Source organism: Pseudomonas sp. BRM28, from assembly GCF_002939405.1.
GTDB lineage: Bacteria > Pseudomonadota > Gammaproteobacteria > Pseudomonadales > Pseudomonadaceae > Aquipseudomonas > Aquipseudomonas palmensis.
This window is the reverse complement of sequence record NZ_PEFV01000001.1, coordinates 2,825,385-2,842,115: the sequence shown is the minus strand read 5'-3', so window position 1 is coordinate 2,842,115 and position 16,731 is coordinate 2,825,385. Positions and strand designations below refer to the sequence as shown.

At 59.1% G+C, this 16,731-nt stretch carries 10 protein-coding genes; 4 read left to right on the top strand and 6 right to left on the bottom strand.

Features of this window, described 5'->3' with window-relative positions:
* Positions 1 to 8: 8 nt before the first annotated feature.
* Together CR917_RS13480 and CR917_RS13475 are read right to left on the bottom strand one after the other, a co-directional pair.
* A complete protein-coding gene (locus CR917_RS13480) occupies positions 9 to 3,542 on the bottom strand; it encodes a hypothetical protein (RefSeq protein WP_104572465.1) in 3,534 nt (1,177 codons plus the stop codon).
* Positions 3,543 to 3,614: 72 nt separating this feature from the next.
* Positions 3,615 to 3,938 (bottom strand): hypothetical protein, encoded by a 324-nt coding sequence (locus CR917_RS13475; protein ID WP_104572464.1) that lies wholly within the window; start codon positions 3,936 to 3,938, stop codon positions 3,615 to 3,617.
* A gap of 650 nt (positions 3,939 to 4,588) precedes the next feature.
* Here CR917_RS13475 and CR917_RS13470 point away from each other — a divergent pair.
* Positions 4,589 to 8,536, top strand: a complete 3,948-nt coding sequence (locus CR917_RS13470) for a hypothetical protein (RefSeq protein ID WP_104572463.1) — start codon at positions 4,589 to 4,591, stop codon at positions 8,534 to 8,536.
* Positions 8,537 to 9,007: 471 nt separating this feature from the next.
* Here the strand turns inward: CR917_RS13470 and CR917_RS27730 are convergent, their stop codons facing one another.
* Entirely contained in the window at positions 9,008 to 9,466 is a 459-nt protein-coding gene (locus CR917_RS27730; RefSeq protein WP_231390589.1) for a hypothetical protein, read from the bottom strand.
* A gap of 564 nt (positions 9,467 to 10,030) precedes the next feature.
* Between CR917_RS27730 and CR917_RS13460 the strand changes: the two genes are divergently transcribed.
* Both CR917_RS13460 and CR917_RS13455 read left to right on the top strand, forming a co-directional pair.
* On the top strand, positions 10,031 to 10,462 hold the full coding sequence (locus CR917_RS13460; RefSeq protein WP_104572462.1) for an N-acetyltransferase: 432 nt from the start codon (positions 10,031 to 10,033) through the stop codon (positions 10,460 to 10,462).
* A 53-nt stretch (positions 10,463 to 10,515) separates the two neighbouring features.
* A complete protein-coding gene (locus CR917_RS13455) occupies positions 10,516 to 11,016 on the top strand; it encodes a DUF4019 domain-containing protein (protein ID WP_058540192.1) in 501 nt (166 codons plus the stop codon).
* A 174-nt stretch (positions 11,017 to 11,190) separates the two neighbouring features.
* On the opposite strand, the gene CR917_RS13450 is transcribed toward CR917_RS13455, so the two are convergent.
* From CR917_RS13450 to CR917_RS13440, 3 genes are all read right to left on the bottom strand, one after another.
* Positions 11,191 to 11,595: a DUF2251 domain-containing protein gene (locus tag CR917_RS13450; protein ID WP_043862796.1), complete on the bottom strand. Its 405-nt coding sequence runs from the start codon at positions 11,593 to 11,595 to the stop codon at positions 11,191 to 11,193.
* Between the two features lie 78 nt (positions 11,596 to 11,673).
* Entirely contained in the window at positions 11,674 to 12,393 is a 720-nt protein-coding gene (locus CR917_RS13445) for a TraX family protein (protein WP_043862795.1), read from the bottom strand.
* A gap of 37 nt (positions 12,394 to 12,430) precedes the next feature.
* Positions 12,431 to 15,469, bottom strand: coding sequence for an FAD-binding and (Fe-S)-binding domain-containing protein (locus CR917_RS13440; protein WP_043862794.1), 3,039 nt, complete (start codon positions 15,467 to 15,469; stop codon positions 12,431 to 12,433).
* Between the two features lie 159 nt (positions 15,470 to 15,628).
* Between CR917_RS13440 and CR917_RS13435 the strand changes: the two genes are divergently transcribed.
* Positions 15,629 to 16,525: a LysR substrate-binding domain-containing protein gene (locus tag CR917_RS13435; protein ID WP_078480977.1), complete on the top strand. Its 897-nt coding sequence runs from the start codon at positions 15,629 to 15,631 to the stop codon at positions 16,523 to 16,525.
* Positions 16,526 to 16,731 lie beyond the last annotated feature (206 nt).

Genomic DNA, 16,731 nt, shown 5'->3' with positions numbered 1-16,731 from the left:
TGGCGGCGTCACTGATAAGCGAGCACCAGCGCAGTTGATAGCGCCACAGGCGAGATGGCGGGGTACGCCACCTTGAGGCCTGTCGCGGTGTCCGTTGCGGGGTAACCTGCCTTTGCCATGGCGCGCGCCATCTCTGATACGCCAAGCTGTGGGAATGCCTTCAACAGATTGACTGCGCACAGCTCACCAGGCACGCCCTGGCCACGCTGGGAGGCGGCAAACTGCAACGGATCGGGATACGCCAGGGCGAGTACGGTCGCCAGCTCAAGGGGTGGGGTATCAGGCCACACAGCAAGCAGGCCATTGCTGGTCTCAATGGCCGGGTAGCCGCCTTGCGCCATGGCGATGGCCAAAGTGTCCGGTGTCAGGTTCGGGAATGCCGCTATCAACTGTGTACCGCACGCGCTCCCCTCGATAGTGAGGGCATGCAGCGCGGTGGCCATTTCTGATGCGGTTGCATAGGGCGTAATCGTCACCTCGACGACGGCCGACGGCACGCCCGCTACGTAGTTCACCTGGTCAGCGCCAGGCAGCGCCCAGACCTGCACCTGGTAAACGGAAGGCGAATGCGAAGGGCAGGGTAGAGCGAAGTCTGCATGCTCGACGCCGCTTTCCTCCCGGGCGTGCAGCTCAATAACCAGAGGGGCAGCCCCTTTCTTCTGCGCCAATGCCTGGTAGCGCAATGCACCAGCAACCGAACGCCAGCGCAACGCAACATTGCTGCCGATACTGCTGGCCTGGAAGTCCTGGGGCTGGCCTGGACGTACAAGCGTCAGCGGCTCGCTGTCTGGACTCGCTACGGATGCATGCCCACCCTTGGCCGTTACGCTGAAGCGATAATCCCCCGCTGGGGAAGCCTCTTCGAAAATGAATGCGTATGTCGCAGGTGGGAGCGACTGATCTGCGCCGGGCTCGATCTGGACCCTATCGGTCGCACTCCCGGGCAGGCGGGTAGAGAGCTCGTACGAGGAGGCCCCGGCAATCGGTGGCCAACTCAGCTGCACTCCATATGCTGGCGCCGGGACCGTGGTGTCTGCTTGAGCGCTGGGTTGGGCCGGCGCTGTCAGCCGGTTGAAGGGAGCCGCCGCCCAGCGGGTGGCCGATTGTTCATGAACACCCTGGACCTGGGCCGTGTAAGGGCCTGAAGGCCACTCTGGGCCAAACTCGAACTGGGTCTGCCGGGCCGCACCCGCCAGGTCCGGGTTGTTCAGCAGGATGGTCGCGGCACTGTCGAGCAATTGCGCGTGATAGCGCGCATTGCCCTGGCCACCCCCCCAGGTCAGAGTGACCACACGGTTGGTGATGGTGACTCGCGGATCAACAGGCGGGCTCTGTGTCGCGGTTCCTGTTCCTGTTCCTGTGCCGCCAGTGCCAGTGCCAGTGCCAGTGCCAGTGCCAGTCCCTGTGCCTGTGCCAGAAAAGAAATCTGCAACCGCGACTACGGCCCCGGCGACCAGGGCCCCAGCAGCGCCGGCCCCCGCCTCTGCGGCCGTGGCTGCGGCAAGGGTCTCTGCAGCTGTCGCAACAACAGCATCTGCTGCTACACCGTCGATCAAGGCCTGGCAGGCAAGAGTAGCGGCATAGGAGGCCGCGGCTTTTCCCGCGGTGAGACCAATGACGGCAGCAATGGCCTCTCGGTTTTTCACCAGGGCTTTGACAAATGATTCAGCTGCTGCAGCCAGAGCACGTTCGATGTAGTTGCCCAACTCGGAAAAGCTGATCGAGTTGGGTAGGGGGATCGACACCAACCCTGGAAATGGAATCGCTACCGCGGTGAGGGAGGTCTGCGCGACGCAGAGCGTATAGGACCCATCGAGGACCAGCGTTACCCCCTCATCATTTTCCTGGGTACCAAACGAGACACTCACGCGGAATTTTGACTGTAGAAGCTTCTCGAAGGCGAACCCGACGAGTTTGCCGCACCCGGCGCTGCCCTGATCGGAGAGTTTCTGCAGTGTCTTGATGAAATCGATGGCGTTGGTCAGATACTCGAAACTTGGCCAGTTCGTCACCTGGAAGCCACCGTCCTTGCTGTACCGAAGCCCCAGGGATGTGCCAGCGGGCAGGAACGGTGGGTAGTTCGATAGCGCCGTGAGCGTACCGTCGACCTGGGTGTTTCCCTTCGCGTTTCTGGTGGCTTTCACGCGGACGTCGACGCCAAATTGTTCCTGCATGAACCATAGGCTGCCAACGAAACCCATAGAGGATTTCTTCTCGACGGTAGACAGCTCGAACGCAGGCCCGCCGATGGGCTGTGAGGCGCGTGATGCCGCGATGGTCACGATGAAGAGGTCGATGGGCTTGCCCAGGCTGATATCGGCAGTGACGCCATCCTCGGCAATCTGGATCGTGCCGACCACTTCCAGGGTCTTGACGAGTGTCAGGTCGAACAGCGCCCTGATGTTGAACCCATTCTGGTAGTCGATGCTGGCGCTAAGTTGACGATCGGGCAGGTCCCCCTCGGAAGGGCATGAGAATGTCTCCAGTCTTGCGAGTTGGCTTCCAGCGGCCGAGCGGTAATACAGCTCGCTGCCTGCCTTGAAGGTGATGTCGATGAGCGAGGTCGGCCACGGGGCCCCCGGGATGCATTGGTTGAACACATCACCGATCGACAGTGCCTTGTCGACTTTTATGCTGGCCACCTGGGGTTTGCCGTTTTGCAGGTAGATGTACCCGGTCAGCTGGGCTGAGCCGACTCTGACCGTACCCTGGACCTGGAATGTTCGTTGATCTTCGTTGTCGCCATAGCGAGCGAATATCCCGAACACCAGGCGCTGGAAGGAAATGCCACGCATCTGGTCGCCGAAGAGCCTGGTAACGCTTTGATCGGGTTCGGCACTTTTCAAGCAGGCTGAGAAGGTTCTGTTGACCTCGTCCGAGTTCAGTACCCCTTCGAACAGATACTGCTTCTCATCAAAAAGGGACACACGCAGCTTGCCTTTGACATTGAGCTGTCTGGCTTCCTTGAAGCGATATCGAACCTCGACCTCTTCAAAGCCGAACAGCTTGAACAAGCGGATGTTCGGCAAGCTGGCCAAGTAGATCGCGTCACTCACCGCCTTGCCGGCGACAGTCCCTCTAGCCAGCACCGCGCAGAGTGAAAGTTTGTCACCGTCGCCAGAGGGCGAGGCGTACCCTATTTCGATCAGGCTGCCGAACAGCTTGATATCGTCGAGGCTTACCGTCAGCCAAAACCCCGCTGTATTGGTCATCGGCTCGGTGGCCCTGGAGACACTGAGTGGAACCGGCGATTGCGGGAAAATCTTGTCCAAAGAGGTGTTCGGGGGGACCGCCCCGTTGCCGAAATGGCTGAATGTGAAGAACCCGGCATCCATCACCCTCAGATATTCGGCCGGAAGCTCGATATCGAAGGCTTTGTTGAGTTCAGCGAGAACATTCCACCCCTGTGCATCCTCTGCTCCCAAGTCTGCATAGATCAGGCTGTACTGGCGTGACAGGTCCAGCTGGCACTTGCTTCGGGCGGCGATCTTGCGACCAAAAATCTCCGACCAGGCAAAGTGCGCCGTAACGCGGATATCCATGGGCGAGGGGCCCTCCCGCAGGCAGGTACATCAATGCGGTGGGGCATAGTGACATGCCCCACCGTGGAGGAGTCAGGCCTTGACTTCGAATTTCCCGTCTTTGTATTTGCCTTCGGAGACTTCAACGTTGAGCGCCTGGACGACCTTGGCGTCACCACCAATGGCGTCGGAGATCAGGTCCATGGGGGGGGCAACTGCAACGTATACCTGGTCGGTAGCGCCGACAGCGACTTCGAGAAGTGTCTGCAGTACCGCGTCTGCGGCTTCGCCTTTGGAGGTGACAGTGAAGATGAACGGCTTATCGGCAGTCGGTGCTGAGTTGGGGATGTTGAGCGAAGCTTTGTAGGTCTTGTTGTCGATCATAAACTCAGCATTTACTTTGGCACTGATACCCATTCTGAGAGCTCCTTGCTGCATGGACTGGGGGGGGGAGGTGGCCACCTTCCTGGTGACGCGACGGTGGCGCTTGGAAAAGTAGTAGGCACTCGGCGATATAGCAAATGGCCACGATCTTTTTTTGCCTCGCTGCAGGTGCGTTGCGGGCGCGGCATTGCTTCGCTCGTGGGCTACCGGGGGCGGCCACGAAGCAAAGAATGTGTCTATAAAGTCCGGGGCGATTCAGACATCAGTCGTAAGCCTCCAAGATGAACTCACATATTTTGCAGGCGAGGGTATGCGCGGCCCCGCGCATGGTGATGGTAATTTTTGTTGGCGGCTAGCGGCTGACCGATACTCCGTATGCACATAAAGTCCAAGCTCCCAAGATTCTCGATCCGGCAGCACCGGCTAGGCCGGCCCAAATAGCGTTCTTCTCAGCCTGATTAATCCTCTCCCGGCCTGTTCATGCAGCGGATCGTGCAGAGGTAAGCTAGCGCCTAGCTCTTGCCTGGTGAACAAAGGGTTCGCAGGCGAAGATGGCCGTGAGCTATCATCCCAATCCTCATATCAGGCTCACCGGAAGTTCACCTTCCCGCTAGACCCAAGATCGATCATTCAGTCTTCGGCAGATGAATGCCTGGTAGCCACCAGCCTGCTTGGAGACACGGATGTTCATTCGCTTGCGCGCCATCTATCACCGGGCAGTACATGCCTATCTCGTCTGGAACAACGAGACTCGCCGCAAGCTGGCCGCCCTACAACGATACCCTTGCGCGGTCGTCGCTGCTTACAAGGCCGCTTATGCGTTCTTGGCCACGCCTACTCATGAAAATCTGTTCCAGCCGCTAACCCCTGTGCTCATTGAGCCTGAGAAGATACAGCGGTATGAGCGTGAGTTATTAAACGGTCTGAGGAACGATCAAGTCAGGAACATCGCTATTACGGGGGAGTACGGGGCAGGGAAGAGCAGCGTGCTTCGCACCTTCGTCCACCGCCACCCGGAGTTTGTCTACGCGTTTGTTTCGTTGGCTACCTTCGGCAAGGATAACGAAATCTCCGGGGCGTCTGATCTTGTTAGCGATACCGACGTGGCCTCGGATTCTTCGCGGCCCTCCGAACCCTCCACCAAAGCAGGGCAGGAATCTAAATCCGAGGCAAACAAGGCTGAATCCGATCTCGTTGCTAGGATCGAGGAGACGATCGTCCAGCAGCTCCTGTACGCCGTCCCAGCAAAGACGCTTCCCAAGACCCGCCTTAAGAGAATCGATCAGGCTTCCGGCCTGAAGATCTGGTGGAAAACGCTCTGCTATGGCGCCCTCATTTTGGCAGCGCTGAGACTTTACGTTCCTGTGGCGGAAAAGCTGCCAAGGATCGAGCCGACTTGGCTCATGGAATGGCTGCTGTTGATCCCGAGCCCTCTAGCCGTCGGGATCGCCGCGTTAGGATGCATACACCTGCTACACACGTGTCTGAGGCTGGGTTCGCTGTTTAGTATCGATGGGTTGACGCTCAAAGGCGGCAAACTGGAGACCACTCACCATGGTTCCGTCCTGCACAAAAATATCGATGAGATCATTTACTGCTTTGAGCGAAGCAGCATTGACGTGGTGATCATTGAGGATCTCGACCGATTCGGCATTCATGACGTGTTCACCCGATTGCGGGAAATCAATTTCATCATCAAGCAATCACCTCAGGTGAAACGACCTGTCTATTTCGTCTACGCGCTGCGCGATGAGATGTTCGTCGTCGGCGAGAAAACCAAATTTTTTGACCTCATCGTCCCTGTGATCCCCGTCATCAACTCGGAAAACTCCCAGGAAAAGATGATGGAGCTTCTGAACCTTCGAACCTTCAAATCGAAACCCTTGGGCGAACACCTCGACCGTCGACTGGTGGAGACGGTCTGCTACTACATCGATGACCTCCGGCTGGTGAAAAATATCGTCAATGAATTCGATATGTTTTCAAATATCCTTGCCAGCGGCCTATGCCTGGAGCCAGACAAGCTGTTTGCGATTGTCGCCATCCGAAATCTCCATCCCGGCGCGTATGCCGACCTGGTCAAACGGAGGGGGGCGATCTATGGCGTTATCAAGGGCCTCGATACCTGGAAAATCCAGCAGAACAGCGCCAATGCCAAGCGACTTGATGACCTGCGGCTTGAGCGGGATGAGCGAGTCGCCGAGCTGGCCAACAATGTCACTGAGCTGAGGGCCTACGTTTGGTTCACGCTTCTTCGATTGACCGATTCCAGCCTCGCGACTCATGTGCGAGGCGGTGGTACCCGGTACACGCCGCAGGAATTCGTAACCGACGAAGTATTCGACTTACTGAAGACTAATGCCACGACCCTCACAACGGATGCCGTGGAGCAATATGGGCGGGCGACTAGTTACGCCTCTCGGAACATCTCAATGACTGAGCTGCTCACCGCCACATCCTATGAGCGGCGCCATGCTTTGCTTGGGCGGCGACTTAGCACCATCGCGGACGAAATCGCAGCGGTGCAGAGACAATCGGATCAGGTCATCAGGATGTCGTTCACGACCGCCGTCAAGAAAGGGTATGGAGAGGTCGTAAGGAGCAATCTTCCAGGCTTGGATGTCGTGAGCTATCTAATGCAGCATGGCTTTCTCGATGCCGACTACACCGACTACCTAGGTTATTTCTATCAGGGATCGCTGACGCCTGGTGACAAAGATCTGATCCTTTCATTGAGACGTGGCGTGCTGCCTAAAGTATCCACGCCTGTCGACAGCCCGAGTACCGTGCTGGAGAAGCTCAAGAGCGACGAGCTCGACGAGGGTAGGGGGATCATCGTCGATTTGATCGCCTGTCTCAGCGCCCGACCAACCTCGCTCGCGGCTGGCTCAGCAGACACACAGCTAGGCCATATACTGAGGAGCGGTCTGAACGAGCACACCGAACGAATGGCCATCGCAGTGCGCGAGCTTTTGAGTCGAACAGACGCGGCTGGATTTATTCGCGCCGTGTACCGCCTCGAACCCAAACTGTTTAATAGCCTTTTCAACGCTAGGGAAACGGGGGACGCTGGTGGCGTTTTTGAAGGAAGCGAGGCCCGTCAGTCCTTCGTCAAAGCAATCGTCGACAACCTGCCGGAATCCGACTTCAAGACCCTGGCCGGTGATTCCTCGACGGATCTGGTGCCTACAATCGATGGGCTGGAAGATGCTTCACGGCTGATGCCAGGACTAGAGAGCAATGTGGGAGCATGGGCGTGGCTCAGGGCGTACCCAGTCCAGTTTGCCTCACTGGGCCATACGATGAGTCTCGCAGACCTCGAAAGGCTGATCGACTGGGGCTGCATCAAGATCAACCTGCCTATGCTATCGCTGATATGCGCGAAGTCAGAAGCTGGGCAGGATTCTAAAGACGCCAAATCCGAACCTGCAGATGTGGGCATCGTGTCCTTGCGTAGGCTGCAGGCTTTGGGCATCAATGGGCTCGGTAATTATCTGCTCTCTCACGCCGATGAGCTCGGTAGCGCATTGCTAGATCAGTCCGCTGTCCTGGATGAATCAAGCGACTCCTTGACCAGCTTACTAGCAGAAGTGGACGCAGATCACGATCTGACAAATAGACTCTTCGATCACACGACCTGTGACCTACACACACTCACTGACGCCCCGAGATATCTTTGGGCAAAGGCACTTGAGAGTGATCGCTTGGTGGCCAAAGCTGACGCAGTGTGGATTTTTTTTGAGAAAGTCGTTGGGCCAGACGGCAACGTCTCGGACGAAGAAATCGGATCGGAACCCACAGCCGTATTCACCGGCTTCATCGCTCGGAATGCTTCGCCTCTCAAAGGCACGCTGTGGCAGTCAACGAGCGCAGACTGGTCGCTGCAACAGTATCTTCTGGGCTCCACCGGTATCAGTAATGACGTGCTCCAGGTATTGCTCGATGGCGTCGTGCTTCAAGACCTAGCAATGATAAAAACAACGCTACCTGAGGGTCGCTGGGGCATGCTGGTAGCCTCATCATTTTTGCCATACAGCTCGGAAGTCAGGGAGATCGTACTGAATACTTGCCCACACTTCGAAGGCAAGTACCTGGTTGAACGGTGGGATCTAGCAAAAGCAGAGATTGATATGAGCTCGCTCCAGCTTGACACGATGCTCACGCTCAGCAGAAGCAAAGCGCTGTCACTCACACAGAAAATTCAGATGTGGTCAGGGCTTAGCCTGGAGACGATTGAAAGCAAACCGGAAGCGGTTCCAGAGCTCGGCCGTGTATCGATGCTGGCCAATCAAGCTGGCGAAAGGTTTGCTGATTCGCTGATGCCTGTGCTGCGACATCTGGTTCGCAACGCGAGCCTCACCCCGGAGCAGCGCTCTGAAATGCTGACACAATGTCTTCTCGGGATGAAGTGGCCGGACATTGCTGCAGCTCTAGGGTTGCTCGACGATGAGGACTTCAAAACCGTGAGCGCGAAGGTCAAGAAGATCAAGGTGAGAAACACCGAGTCAAATCGGAGGTTGGTCAACGCGATGAAGTATGAAGGGTACTTGGCAACGGTGACCACTGAGGACGACGTCATCATCGCAACCACCAGGCCCTCGTCAATGGCATCTGAGAACGGATGGCTCTAGCCTGAGCGCCGAAGGTAGCAGCTTAGCGACCACCGTAGAGCGCCAGATAGGGCTTGATGCTGACCGCATGGCGGTAACCTGACCCTCGCACATGGCTTCTCTAGCTGCTCGTAAGAGCAGCATGGGCGAGGGGAGTGCAGACGTGAAGCATGGGGCTGTTCTTGTGCCAGCAGGCGGGCGATGCTGGAGCTGTAGCGTGGATACAAACCAATTTTGGGGAAAGTTGGAATCGATGGGAGAGGGTGGAGCGGATCAATATTCAGGTAACGCAGGTAACGACCAAAGACTTCATCGAAATGAGGTGACAGCGGCAGCCAGCCATCCTTGGCTGAGCGAAGCTCAACCGAGCGTCCGTCCGACCTACGATTGAACTGATCGAGATGGCTGGGCGACCTGGCGTTTCCCATGACGCTCCAGAGCCGGCGGCCCGAGTACCTACCCATGATCAGGTACATCTCAATTATTCGGAATTCATGCACGCCCAAGAAATTTGGGAGTGACTTCGGGTTGCTTGAAAGCAAGATCAGCAAGGGGCTGTGCGGCAACGTTTTCACGTGAGGCTGAAGTATCCTTGAGGTAAAAATCCAGAAACTGCGTCGCGCAGCGAATCTCTCGCTTCCAGACATTTTTCTCGATTTCGCCGTCATCACCAATTGATCTGGAATCAAGGAACGGGCGCCAGATTGGGTTTATAGACCAGCCCTCAAATGCGACGCCGGGTTCCTGCACGAAGCGAGCCTGTTTGCCGTACACAGTCCAAGCTTTTGGCGGGTTGAGCACAAACTCTGCGTAGTTCTCAAAATCGTTGCGGCGCCAGTCAACGAGTGACAGGTCATGAGCAAAGCTCCAATTGAGCATTTTCTCCAGACCCATAATGCAGCTGTGGTACTGGCGGTGAGGATTTTCTGTGCCCAATTGTGAGCAATCCAATTCACATACCTGTCGACGTACCAGATGTTGATGAAGGGATGGGCTGCCGGGTCTATCTGGGCTAGCCGATCAGCCACAGCTAGATTCGTAGGAAAAGATTGAAGCTGATTTGGCCTCCAGTAAACGTAGGGAGGGAAAATCCGGCCGAGTCATGACAGAACCAGGGGGCTAGAATGAGTAATGGCTCCTTTAACCTGTAGCAGAAAGCTGCAGCATCGCCATGGTGGGTGTCATGGTCGAGTGGGTTGAGGATCGGATGGGATCAATCGGAGGTTAGTGAAGGGCCATGCGCAGATAGGATTATGAATGGAGCCCAAGCTTTTGAATTTCTGGGAAACGGGGGTTTGTGGGGATTTGACCGGAGGTATGTGGGATTGGACAACGTGAACTTACCAACGCTACACATGATTTAACATAATATACATTATGCGTACTATCGTATCATCCGCTCAAGACTACGCCAGGCCAGATTTCAACCCTGAGCACCCCGTGCTTTCCAACCACGAATCGCTTTGCGGCATACTCAGAAGCTTTGTACCGCTTGCACGCACTTCAAGGGACGACATGGTAAGAACATTTGAACCGCAAGACATGGAACGCGTCCTCGACATCTGGTTGCGCGCTTCGATCAAGGCCCATGACTTTATCGACGCGTCGTATTGGCAATCCAATGTCGTGGCAATGCGCGAACTCTACATCCCTGCATCACAGACAATTGTCATCGAAGACCAATCCGCCGTTCAGGGATTTTGCTCGTTGCTGGACAACCAACTGGCGGCACTGTTCGTGGACCCTGACCAGCAAGGCCGTGGGCTGGGTCGTCAATTGCTCGAACACGTCAAATCGTTGCGCACCGAATTGAGCCTGGGGGTTTACAAGGAGAATTCACGCAGCATCTCTTTTTACCAGTTTCAGGGTTTTACAGTGATCAAGGAGCAGATCGATCCGCAGACAGGCCATGCCGAGTACCTGATGAGCTACAAGAGCCACCTTTAAACGTCTGGACACCACATTCGTCCGTTGGACCCCTCAACCTTCGAGGTTTTTGCATGAAGCAATGTTTCGCCGTTCTAAGCAGCCTGTTACTGATTGCCGGTTGCGATGTTTCATTCAACACAAACGCCAGCGGTACACAGGCGTCCGCAGTCGTAGTATCCGATCCAGGCTCTGCGCAACAGCAACGCCTGGTGGTCGATACCGCTGTGCAGTTCCTGATGTTGCTCGATGCCGGAAGAACCGACATGACCTGGGCCACAGCGGGCTCCGCGCTCAAGGCAACCACGACCGAGTCGAACTGGGTAAAAGGCATCGGGACGTTGCGCATGGGCCTGGGCGAGCTGAAGCAACGTGATCGAGCACAGATCACCTTCACCAAACAGCTGCCTGATGCGCCGCCTGGGCATTACGCTGCAGTTCAGACCCAATCGGCCTTTTCGAACCTCACCGTCACCGAGGCTGTGCTGCTGGCTGAAGAAAACGAACAGTGGCGCGTTGTCGGCTACAACCTCAGTAAAACCGTCGAAGTTGCTGCAAAAATGCGTCTCTTCTAGTAGCGTTCGTGAGGTTGCATTCGCAGCGGTTCAAGGGTGCCCCTGCTCCCCGCTAAACTAGCCTTTTCTTATAACTCAACTAAAGGACTATTTAGTTGAGTTATATTGAAATGTGGAAAGCAGCTGGTCACGCCTACCTGTACCCTGCCCCCTCCTGGTCAAATTGCTGCCTCATCAGGCAAACAATTTCAGCGCATCGTCATTCCACTCATGGCCCTGCTCCGACCAGCCGTTACCCACAGGTGGTGGAAATGCCGTATGGCAATAGCCCTGCTTGCCCGTGAAATCAAACACGGCATGAGGGCGATCGTTGATCAGCAATACCGCCTTGCTATGGTCCATGGACCAGCCGACCTTCACTGTCGAAGGCTTTTGCCGATCAGTTACCTCGTCCACGTTGTAGATGTGCAACGCATCCTGAATCGGGTTATCGGTAGCGGTGGTGTCAAGTGCATAGAAGTAGCCGGTCTCCTCGTCGTCCTCGAACACCACAACAAAGGCCCCCTCCTGTGCGGGCGCCTCGATTACAGTGGCTTGGCCTACGATGAGTTCCTGCTCTGCTGCGAGGTAGATGGGCATGCGAACGGTCCTTGTCACCGAATAAAAAGAAGGCGCGAATGATGCCTAGCCTTGCGTAGTGCTCGCAAGGCCCGGCGCTCACATAAGTTTGCGTATGACCTGCAGCGCGCCAAGATGCACCGGGTAGAACCAGTACGCCCAATGGCGTACCGGCCAGATGCCGGTGGTGAGAGGCATGCGTAACAGCCACAGGCCGAACAGCGGTGCAAGGAACGCTGTGCCGAGTACGGCCAGTGAGTAGGCGTCCACTTCCATCGCCCTCGCCCACAAACTGCTGCGGGTATTGACCGCCACGCTGAGCAAGGCCGGCACCAGCCATATCGGCCCCGGCCGCTTGATGGCCAACAGCAGGGCCGCCGGCAGCAGGCAGCCGAGAAATCCGTACATCAGCCTCTCGTCCAGCCAGGCGGCCGCGACAGCGGCGCCCACGGCCAAGGCAGCACTGAGCGTGTTGCGATGCTGAAAGCCCCAGGCAATCAGCAGCCCTAGGGTCAGGGTGAACATCACATTGAGGGTGCCCAGCGCACTGATGGGGCGGTACACCCCTTCGGATATCACGCTGAACACCAGCATCCAGCCCAGGTAGCGCGTGTTGCTTTGGCTGAGCAACTGGCCAGGGCGCGAACGCGCGACGTTGGCGGCGATCGCCAGGCAGAACAGCGGGAACGCCAGCCGTCCGGGTATGAACAGGGCGTGGGCGTCGGGCCACAACAGGCGCAGATGATCCAACAGCATGGTCAGCATGGCCAGCCACTTGATCAGGTCCAGCGGGATATCGCGCCGTGTCGCTACAGTCATGGCTCCTCGTTTGGGTCAATGGAAGGCCAGGCCATCATCACACTTGCCGGGCTACCCGCGCCAGCAACACCTCAAGCGGGTGCTGCAACCCCTGCCCCTCCTGGCGCTTGACCTGGCTGCGGCACGAATAACCATCGGCCAGCAGCCGGCCACCCTGCCCATGCCGGGCCACGATCGGTTGCCAGGACTGCTGGTAGATGATCGCGGAGGTGGCCACGTTGCGGGTCTCGTGACCATAGGTACCGGACATCCCGCAGCAACCGCTCGCAAGCACCTGAAGCTTGAGCCCCATGCGTTCGAACACCTTCTGCCACAGCGCGATCGCCGCCGGCTCGTTGGTCTTTTCGGTGCAGTGCGGCAGGAACTGGTAGACCTCTTCGTCGACCACCGCTGCCGATTCTGGCAGCACCGACGCCAGCCACTCCTGCGGCAAGGCCACGGTCGGGGCACCGTCGTTGCCCAGGGTCTTGCGGTATTCCTGGCGATACACCAGGGTCATCGCCGGGTCCAGGCCCACCAGGGGTACGCCCGAGGCCTGCAACAGCAGCAGCGACTTGGCGTTGAACTGCGCAGCCTTGGCGAACGCCCCCAGAAAGCCCTGCACCTGCAACGGCTTGCCATTGGGTGCAAACGGTGCCAGGTACACCTGGTAGCCGAGGCGGCTGATCAGCTCCAGCCACTGGGCTGCCAGAGGCGTTTCGAAGAAACGGGTGAACGCGTCCTGCACCAGGATCACGCTGCGCTTGCGCTGTTCGTCGGACAACGCGGCCAGGGCGCCCACACTTGCCTGCTTGACGTTCCAGCGCTTGCACTCGGCTTCGAAGTCATGGGTGCTCAGCAGCGGGCTGTCGACCATGCCGGCCATGTGCTGCAGCGCGTAGCGCACCGGTGTGGCGGCCATGATCGCGTTGTACAGTCGCGGCAAGCGCGCCAGGTGCGGGATGCTGAACTCCAGCGAGCCGATCAGGTAGTCCTTCATCGGGCGCAGGTAACGACTGTGGTACAGCTCCAGAAAGCGCGAGCGAAACTCCGGTACGTTGACCTTGATCGGGCATTGCCCTGCGCACGACTTGCACGCCAGGCAACCGGACATCGCCTCGTACACCTCATGTGAGAAGTCCTTGCGCCCAACCAGGCGCGCCAGGGAGTTCCAGGTGCGCTGCGCTACACCGGTTACCCTGCCCGCTCCCGCCAGGTTCAGCACGTCCACCCCCGCCTCGCCCTGGCGGCGCAGCCATTCGCGAATCAGCGAGGCACGGCCCTTGGGCGAGTGGATGCGGTTGCGCGTGGCCTTCCACGACGGGCACATGGCGTCGTTGGGGTCGAAGTTGTAGCACGCGCCGTTGCCGTTGCAGTGCACGGCGCTTTCATAGTGTTGCCACACGCGCTCGTCGATGGTGCGGTCCAGGTCGCCGCGCAGGGTTACCGCGTCCACCTCGGTCAGGCGCGCCGCCGGCACGCTCGACGGGGTGGCGATCTTGCCAGGGTTGAGCTGGTTGAACGGGTCGAACGCGGCCTTGAGGTCCTGCAGCGCCGGGTACAGCTCACCGAAGAAGTCCGGCACGTACTGCGAGCGCAGGCCCTTGCCGTGCTCGCCCCACAGCAGGCCCCCGTACTTGTGCGTAAGCGCCGCGACCGCGTCGGAAATCGGCCGGATCAGCTGGGCCTGGGCCGGGTCCTTCATGTCCAGGATCGGCCGCACGTGCAGCACGCCGGCATCCACATGGCCGAACATGCCGTACTGCAGGCCGTGGCTGTCGAGCAAGGCGCGAAACTCGAAGATGTAGTCGGCAAGGTTCTCCGGCGGCACGGCGGTGTCTTCCACAAAGGGCTGCGGGCGTGCCTCGCCCTGCACGTTGCCCAGCAGACCGACCGAGCGCTTGCGCATGGTGTACACCTGGTTCACCGCCTGGGCACCCACCGCCAGGGTATGGCCCAGGCGCACCACCGAGGTGTCGCGCTGCAGGTGCTGGATGAAGGCGTCGACGGTCTGTTCAAGGGCATCCAGGTCGTCGCCGCTGAACTCGATCAGGTTGATGCCCAGGGTCTGGGTGTCGGGGTGCGGCGGGAAGTACTGGGCCACGCCGTGCCACACGATGTCCTTCATCGCCAGCATCAAAACCTTGGAGTCCACCGTCTCGATCGACAGCGGGCTGTGCGCCATCAGCGCCTTGGCGTCGCGCAGTGCATCCATGAACGCGGCGTACTGCACGTTGACCAGGATCGAGTGTTTGGGAATCGGCAGCACATTGAGCCTGGCTTCGACGATGAAGCCCAGCGAGCCTTCCGAACCGCACAGCACGCTGTTGAGGTTGAAGCTGTCGGGGGTTTCGCGCAGGTGTGCCAGGTCGTAGCCGGTCAGGCAGCGGTTGAGCTTGGGAAAGATCGCCTCGATCAGCGCCGCCTTGTCGTCGGCAATGGCCTGGGCGCAGCGATAAACTTCGCCGACCTTGTCGGTACGGGCGGTACAGGCCTGCAACTGCGGGTTGTCGATCGGTGCGGTGTCCAGGCGTGCGCCGCCCAGCAGCACGGTGCTCAGTTCGAGCACGTGGTCGCGGGTCTTGCCATAGGTGCAACTGCCCTGCCCGCTGGCATCGGTGTTGATCATGCCGCCCACGGTGGCACGGTTGGAGGTGGACAGTTCCGGCGCGAAGAACAGGCCGTGGGGCTTGAGCGCGGCGTTCAGCTGGTCCTTGACCACCCCGCTCTGCACCCGCACCCAGCGCTGCTCGACGTTGATCTCGAGGATGTTGTTCATGTGCCGCGACAGGTCGACGATGATCCCGTCGGTCAACGACTGGCCATTGGTACCGGTACCGCCGCCACGCGGCGTGAGCACCACCGAGCGATGCTGCGGCTGGGCGACCAGGCGTGCCAGCAACTCGACATCCTGCGCGTCACGGGGGAACACGGCCGCCTGGGGCAGGCGCTGGTAGATGGAGTTGTCGGTGGCCAGCACGGTACGCAGGCCCATGTCGCGCGCGACCTCGCCCCTGAAGCCCTCGCTCTGCAGTGCATCGAGAAAACGCTGGTAATGGCTGGCGGGGACACGGTCGGGGGCAAGCAGAGCAATCATGACAAGGGATCCTGAGGCGATATATGACGCAGCGTCACATTCAAAACACGTATGCTTGGCAGCCAGGCAAGGTCTGCCGCATGCTTTATGGGGCTATGTTCCCGTGTGCGGAGCGGGCCTACAACTGAATTTCGTGTGACTTTTGCATGAGCTTTATGAATGAATCCAAGACGACTCACCCCTTCCATGTCGGTGCTTATCGCGTTTGAGGCCTCGGCGCGCCATGGCAGCTTCACCAAGGCGGCCGAAGAACTGGCGCTGACCCAGAGTGCGGTCAGTCGCCAGGTGCAGGCGCTGGAGGCGCAACTGGAGGTGGCGTTGTTCAGCCGCGTGGGCCGGCATATCGAGCTCACCGCCGCCGGCGCCCTGTATCACCACGAGCTGGCCGCGGCCCTGGCCCGCATTCGCAACGCGACGCTGCAGACCATCGCCCACAAGGCCGGCGACGGGCCGCTGCACCTGGCGGTGCTGCCCACGTTCGGCTCCAAGTGGCTGCTGCCGCGCATGAATGACTTCTACCGCCGCCATCCCGGCGTGCTGGTGCACATGCATTCGCGCATTGCCCCGGCCGAGCAGGACAAGGATCAGATGCACGCCTTCATCAGTGTCGGCACCGGGCATTGGCCCGGTCATGTGGCTCATCGGCTGCTGTCCGAGACGCTGGTGGTGGTGGCCAGCCCTGGCGCCCTGCCCGGCTACGCCAGCCTGACGCCGGCGGACATCTCGCAGCAGGCCCTGCTCAGCGTGGTGTCACGCCCCCATGCCTGGGCCGACTGGTTCGAACAGAACGGCCTGCAGCACCGGGCCATGCGCATGGGGCCGGGCTTCGAGCTGACTGCCCACCTGATCCAGGCGGCGGTGGCCGGTATCGGCATCGGGCTGGTGCCACGCATTCTGGTGCAGGACGAGATCGCCAGCGGCGAGTTGGTGGCGTTGTTCGAGCCGGTGGACAGCGGGCGTGGCTACTACCTCACCTACGCCACGCGCTATCAGCAGTTGCCAGCGCTGCAGGCGTTCACCCAGTGGCTGCTGTCGGTCGAGTTTCCCGACAGCTGAGCGACGTTACCGGCGCCATGTAGGAGCCGGCCTTGCCGGCGAAGGCACCAACGCCGTTGCCGCAAGGTGCGCGCTGCCCCCTTCGCTGGCATGGCCAGCACCTACCGGTTGCAGGGCACAAAGCCCACTGTGTTCGCTAGCGAACAGACGCCTGCGCCATGCGTCGCCACACTGGGGGCCAGACCCCGCGACGCGAGCACCTACAG

Excerpts from the sequence above, each read along its gene's own strand:
- CR917_RS13440 (WP_043862794.1), bottom strand. The coding sequence starts at position 15,469 with ATGATTGCTCTGCTTGCCCCCGACCGTGTCCCCGCCAGCCATTACCAG.
- CR917_RS13470 (WP_104572463.1), top strand. The coding sequence starts at position 4,589 with ATGTTCATTCGCTTGCGCGCCATCTATCACCGGGCAGTACATGCCTAT.
- CR917_RS13435 (WP_078480977.1), top strand. The coding sequence starts at position 15,629 with ATGAATCCAAGACGACTCACCCCTTCCATGTCGGTGCTTATCGCGTTT.
- CR917_RS13480 (WP_104572465.1), bottom strand. The coding sequence starts at position 3,542 with ATGGATATCCGCGTTACGGCGCACTTTGCCTGGTCGGAGATTTTTGGT.
- CR917_RS13460 (WP_104572462.1), top strand. The coding sequence starts at position 10,031 with ATGGTAAGAACATTTGAACCGCAAGACATGGAACGCGTCCTCGACATC.
- CR917_RS13455 (WP_058540192.1), top strand. The coding sequence starts at position 10,516 with ATGAAGCAATGTTTCGCCGTTCTAAGCAGCCTGTTACTGATTGCCGGT.
- CR917_RS13475 (WP_104572464.1), bottom strand. The coding sequence starts at position 3,938 with ATGGGTATCAGTGCCAAAGTAAATGCTGAGTTTATGATCGACAACAAG.
- CR917_RS13450 (WP_043862796.1), bottom strand. The coding sequence starts at position 11,595 with ATGCCCATCTACCTCGCAGCAGAGCAGGAACTCATCGTAGGCCAAGCC.
- CR917_RS13445 (WP_043862795.1), bottom strand. The coding sequence starts at position 12,393 with ATGACTGTAGCGACACGGCGCGATATCCCGCTGGACCTGATCAAGTGG.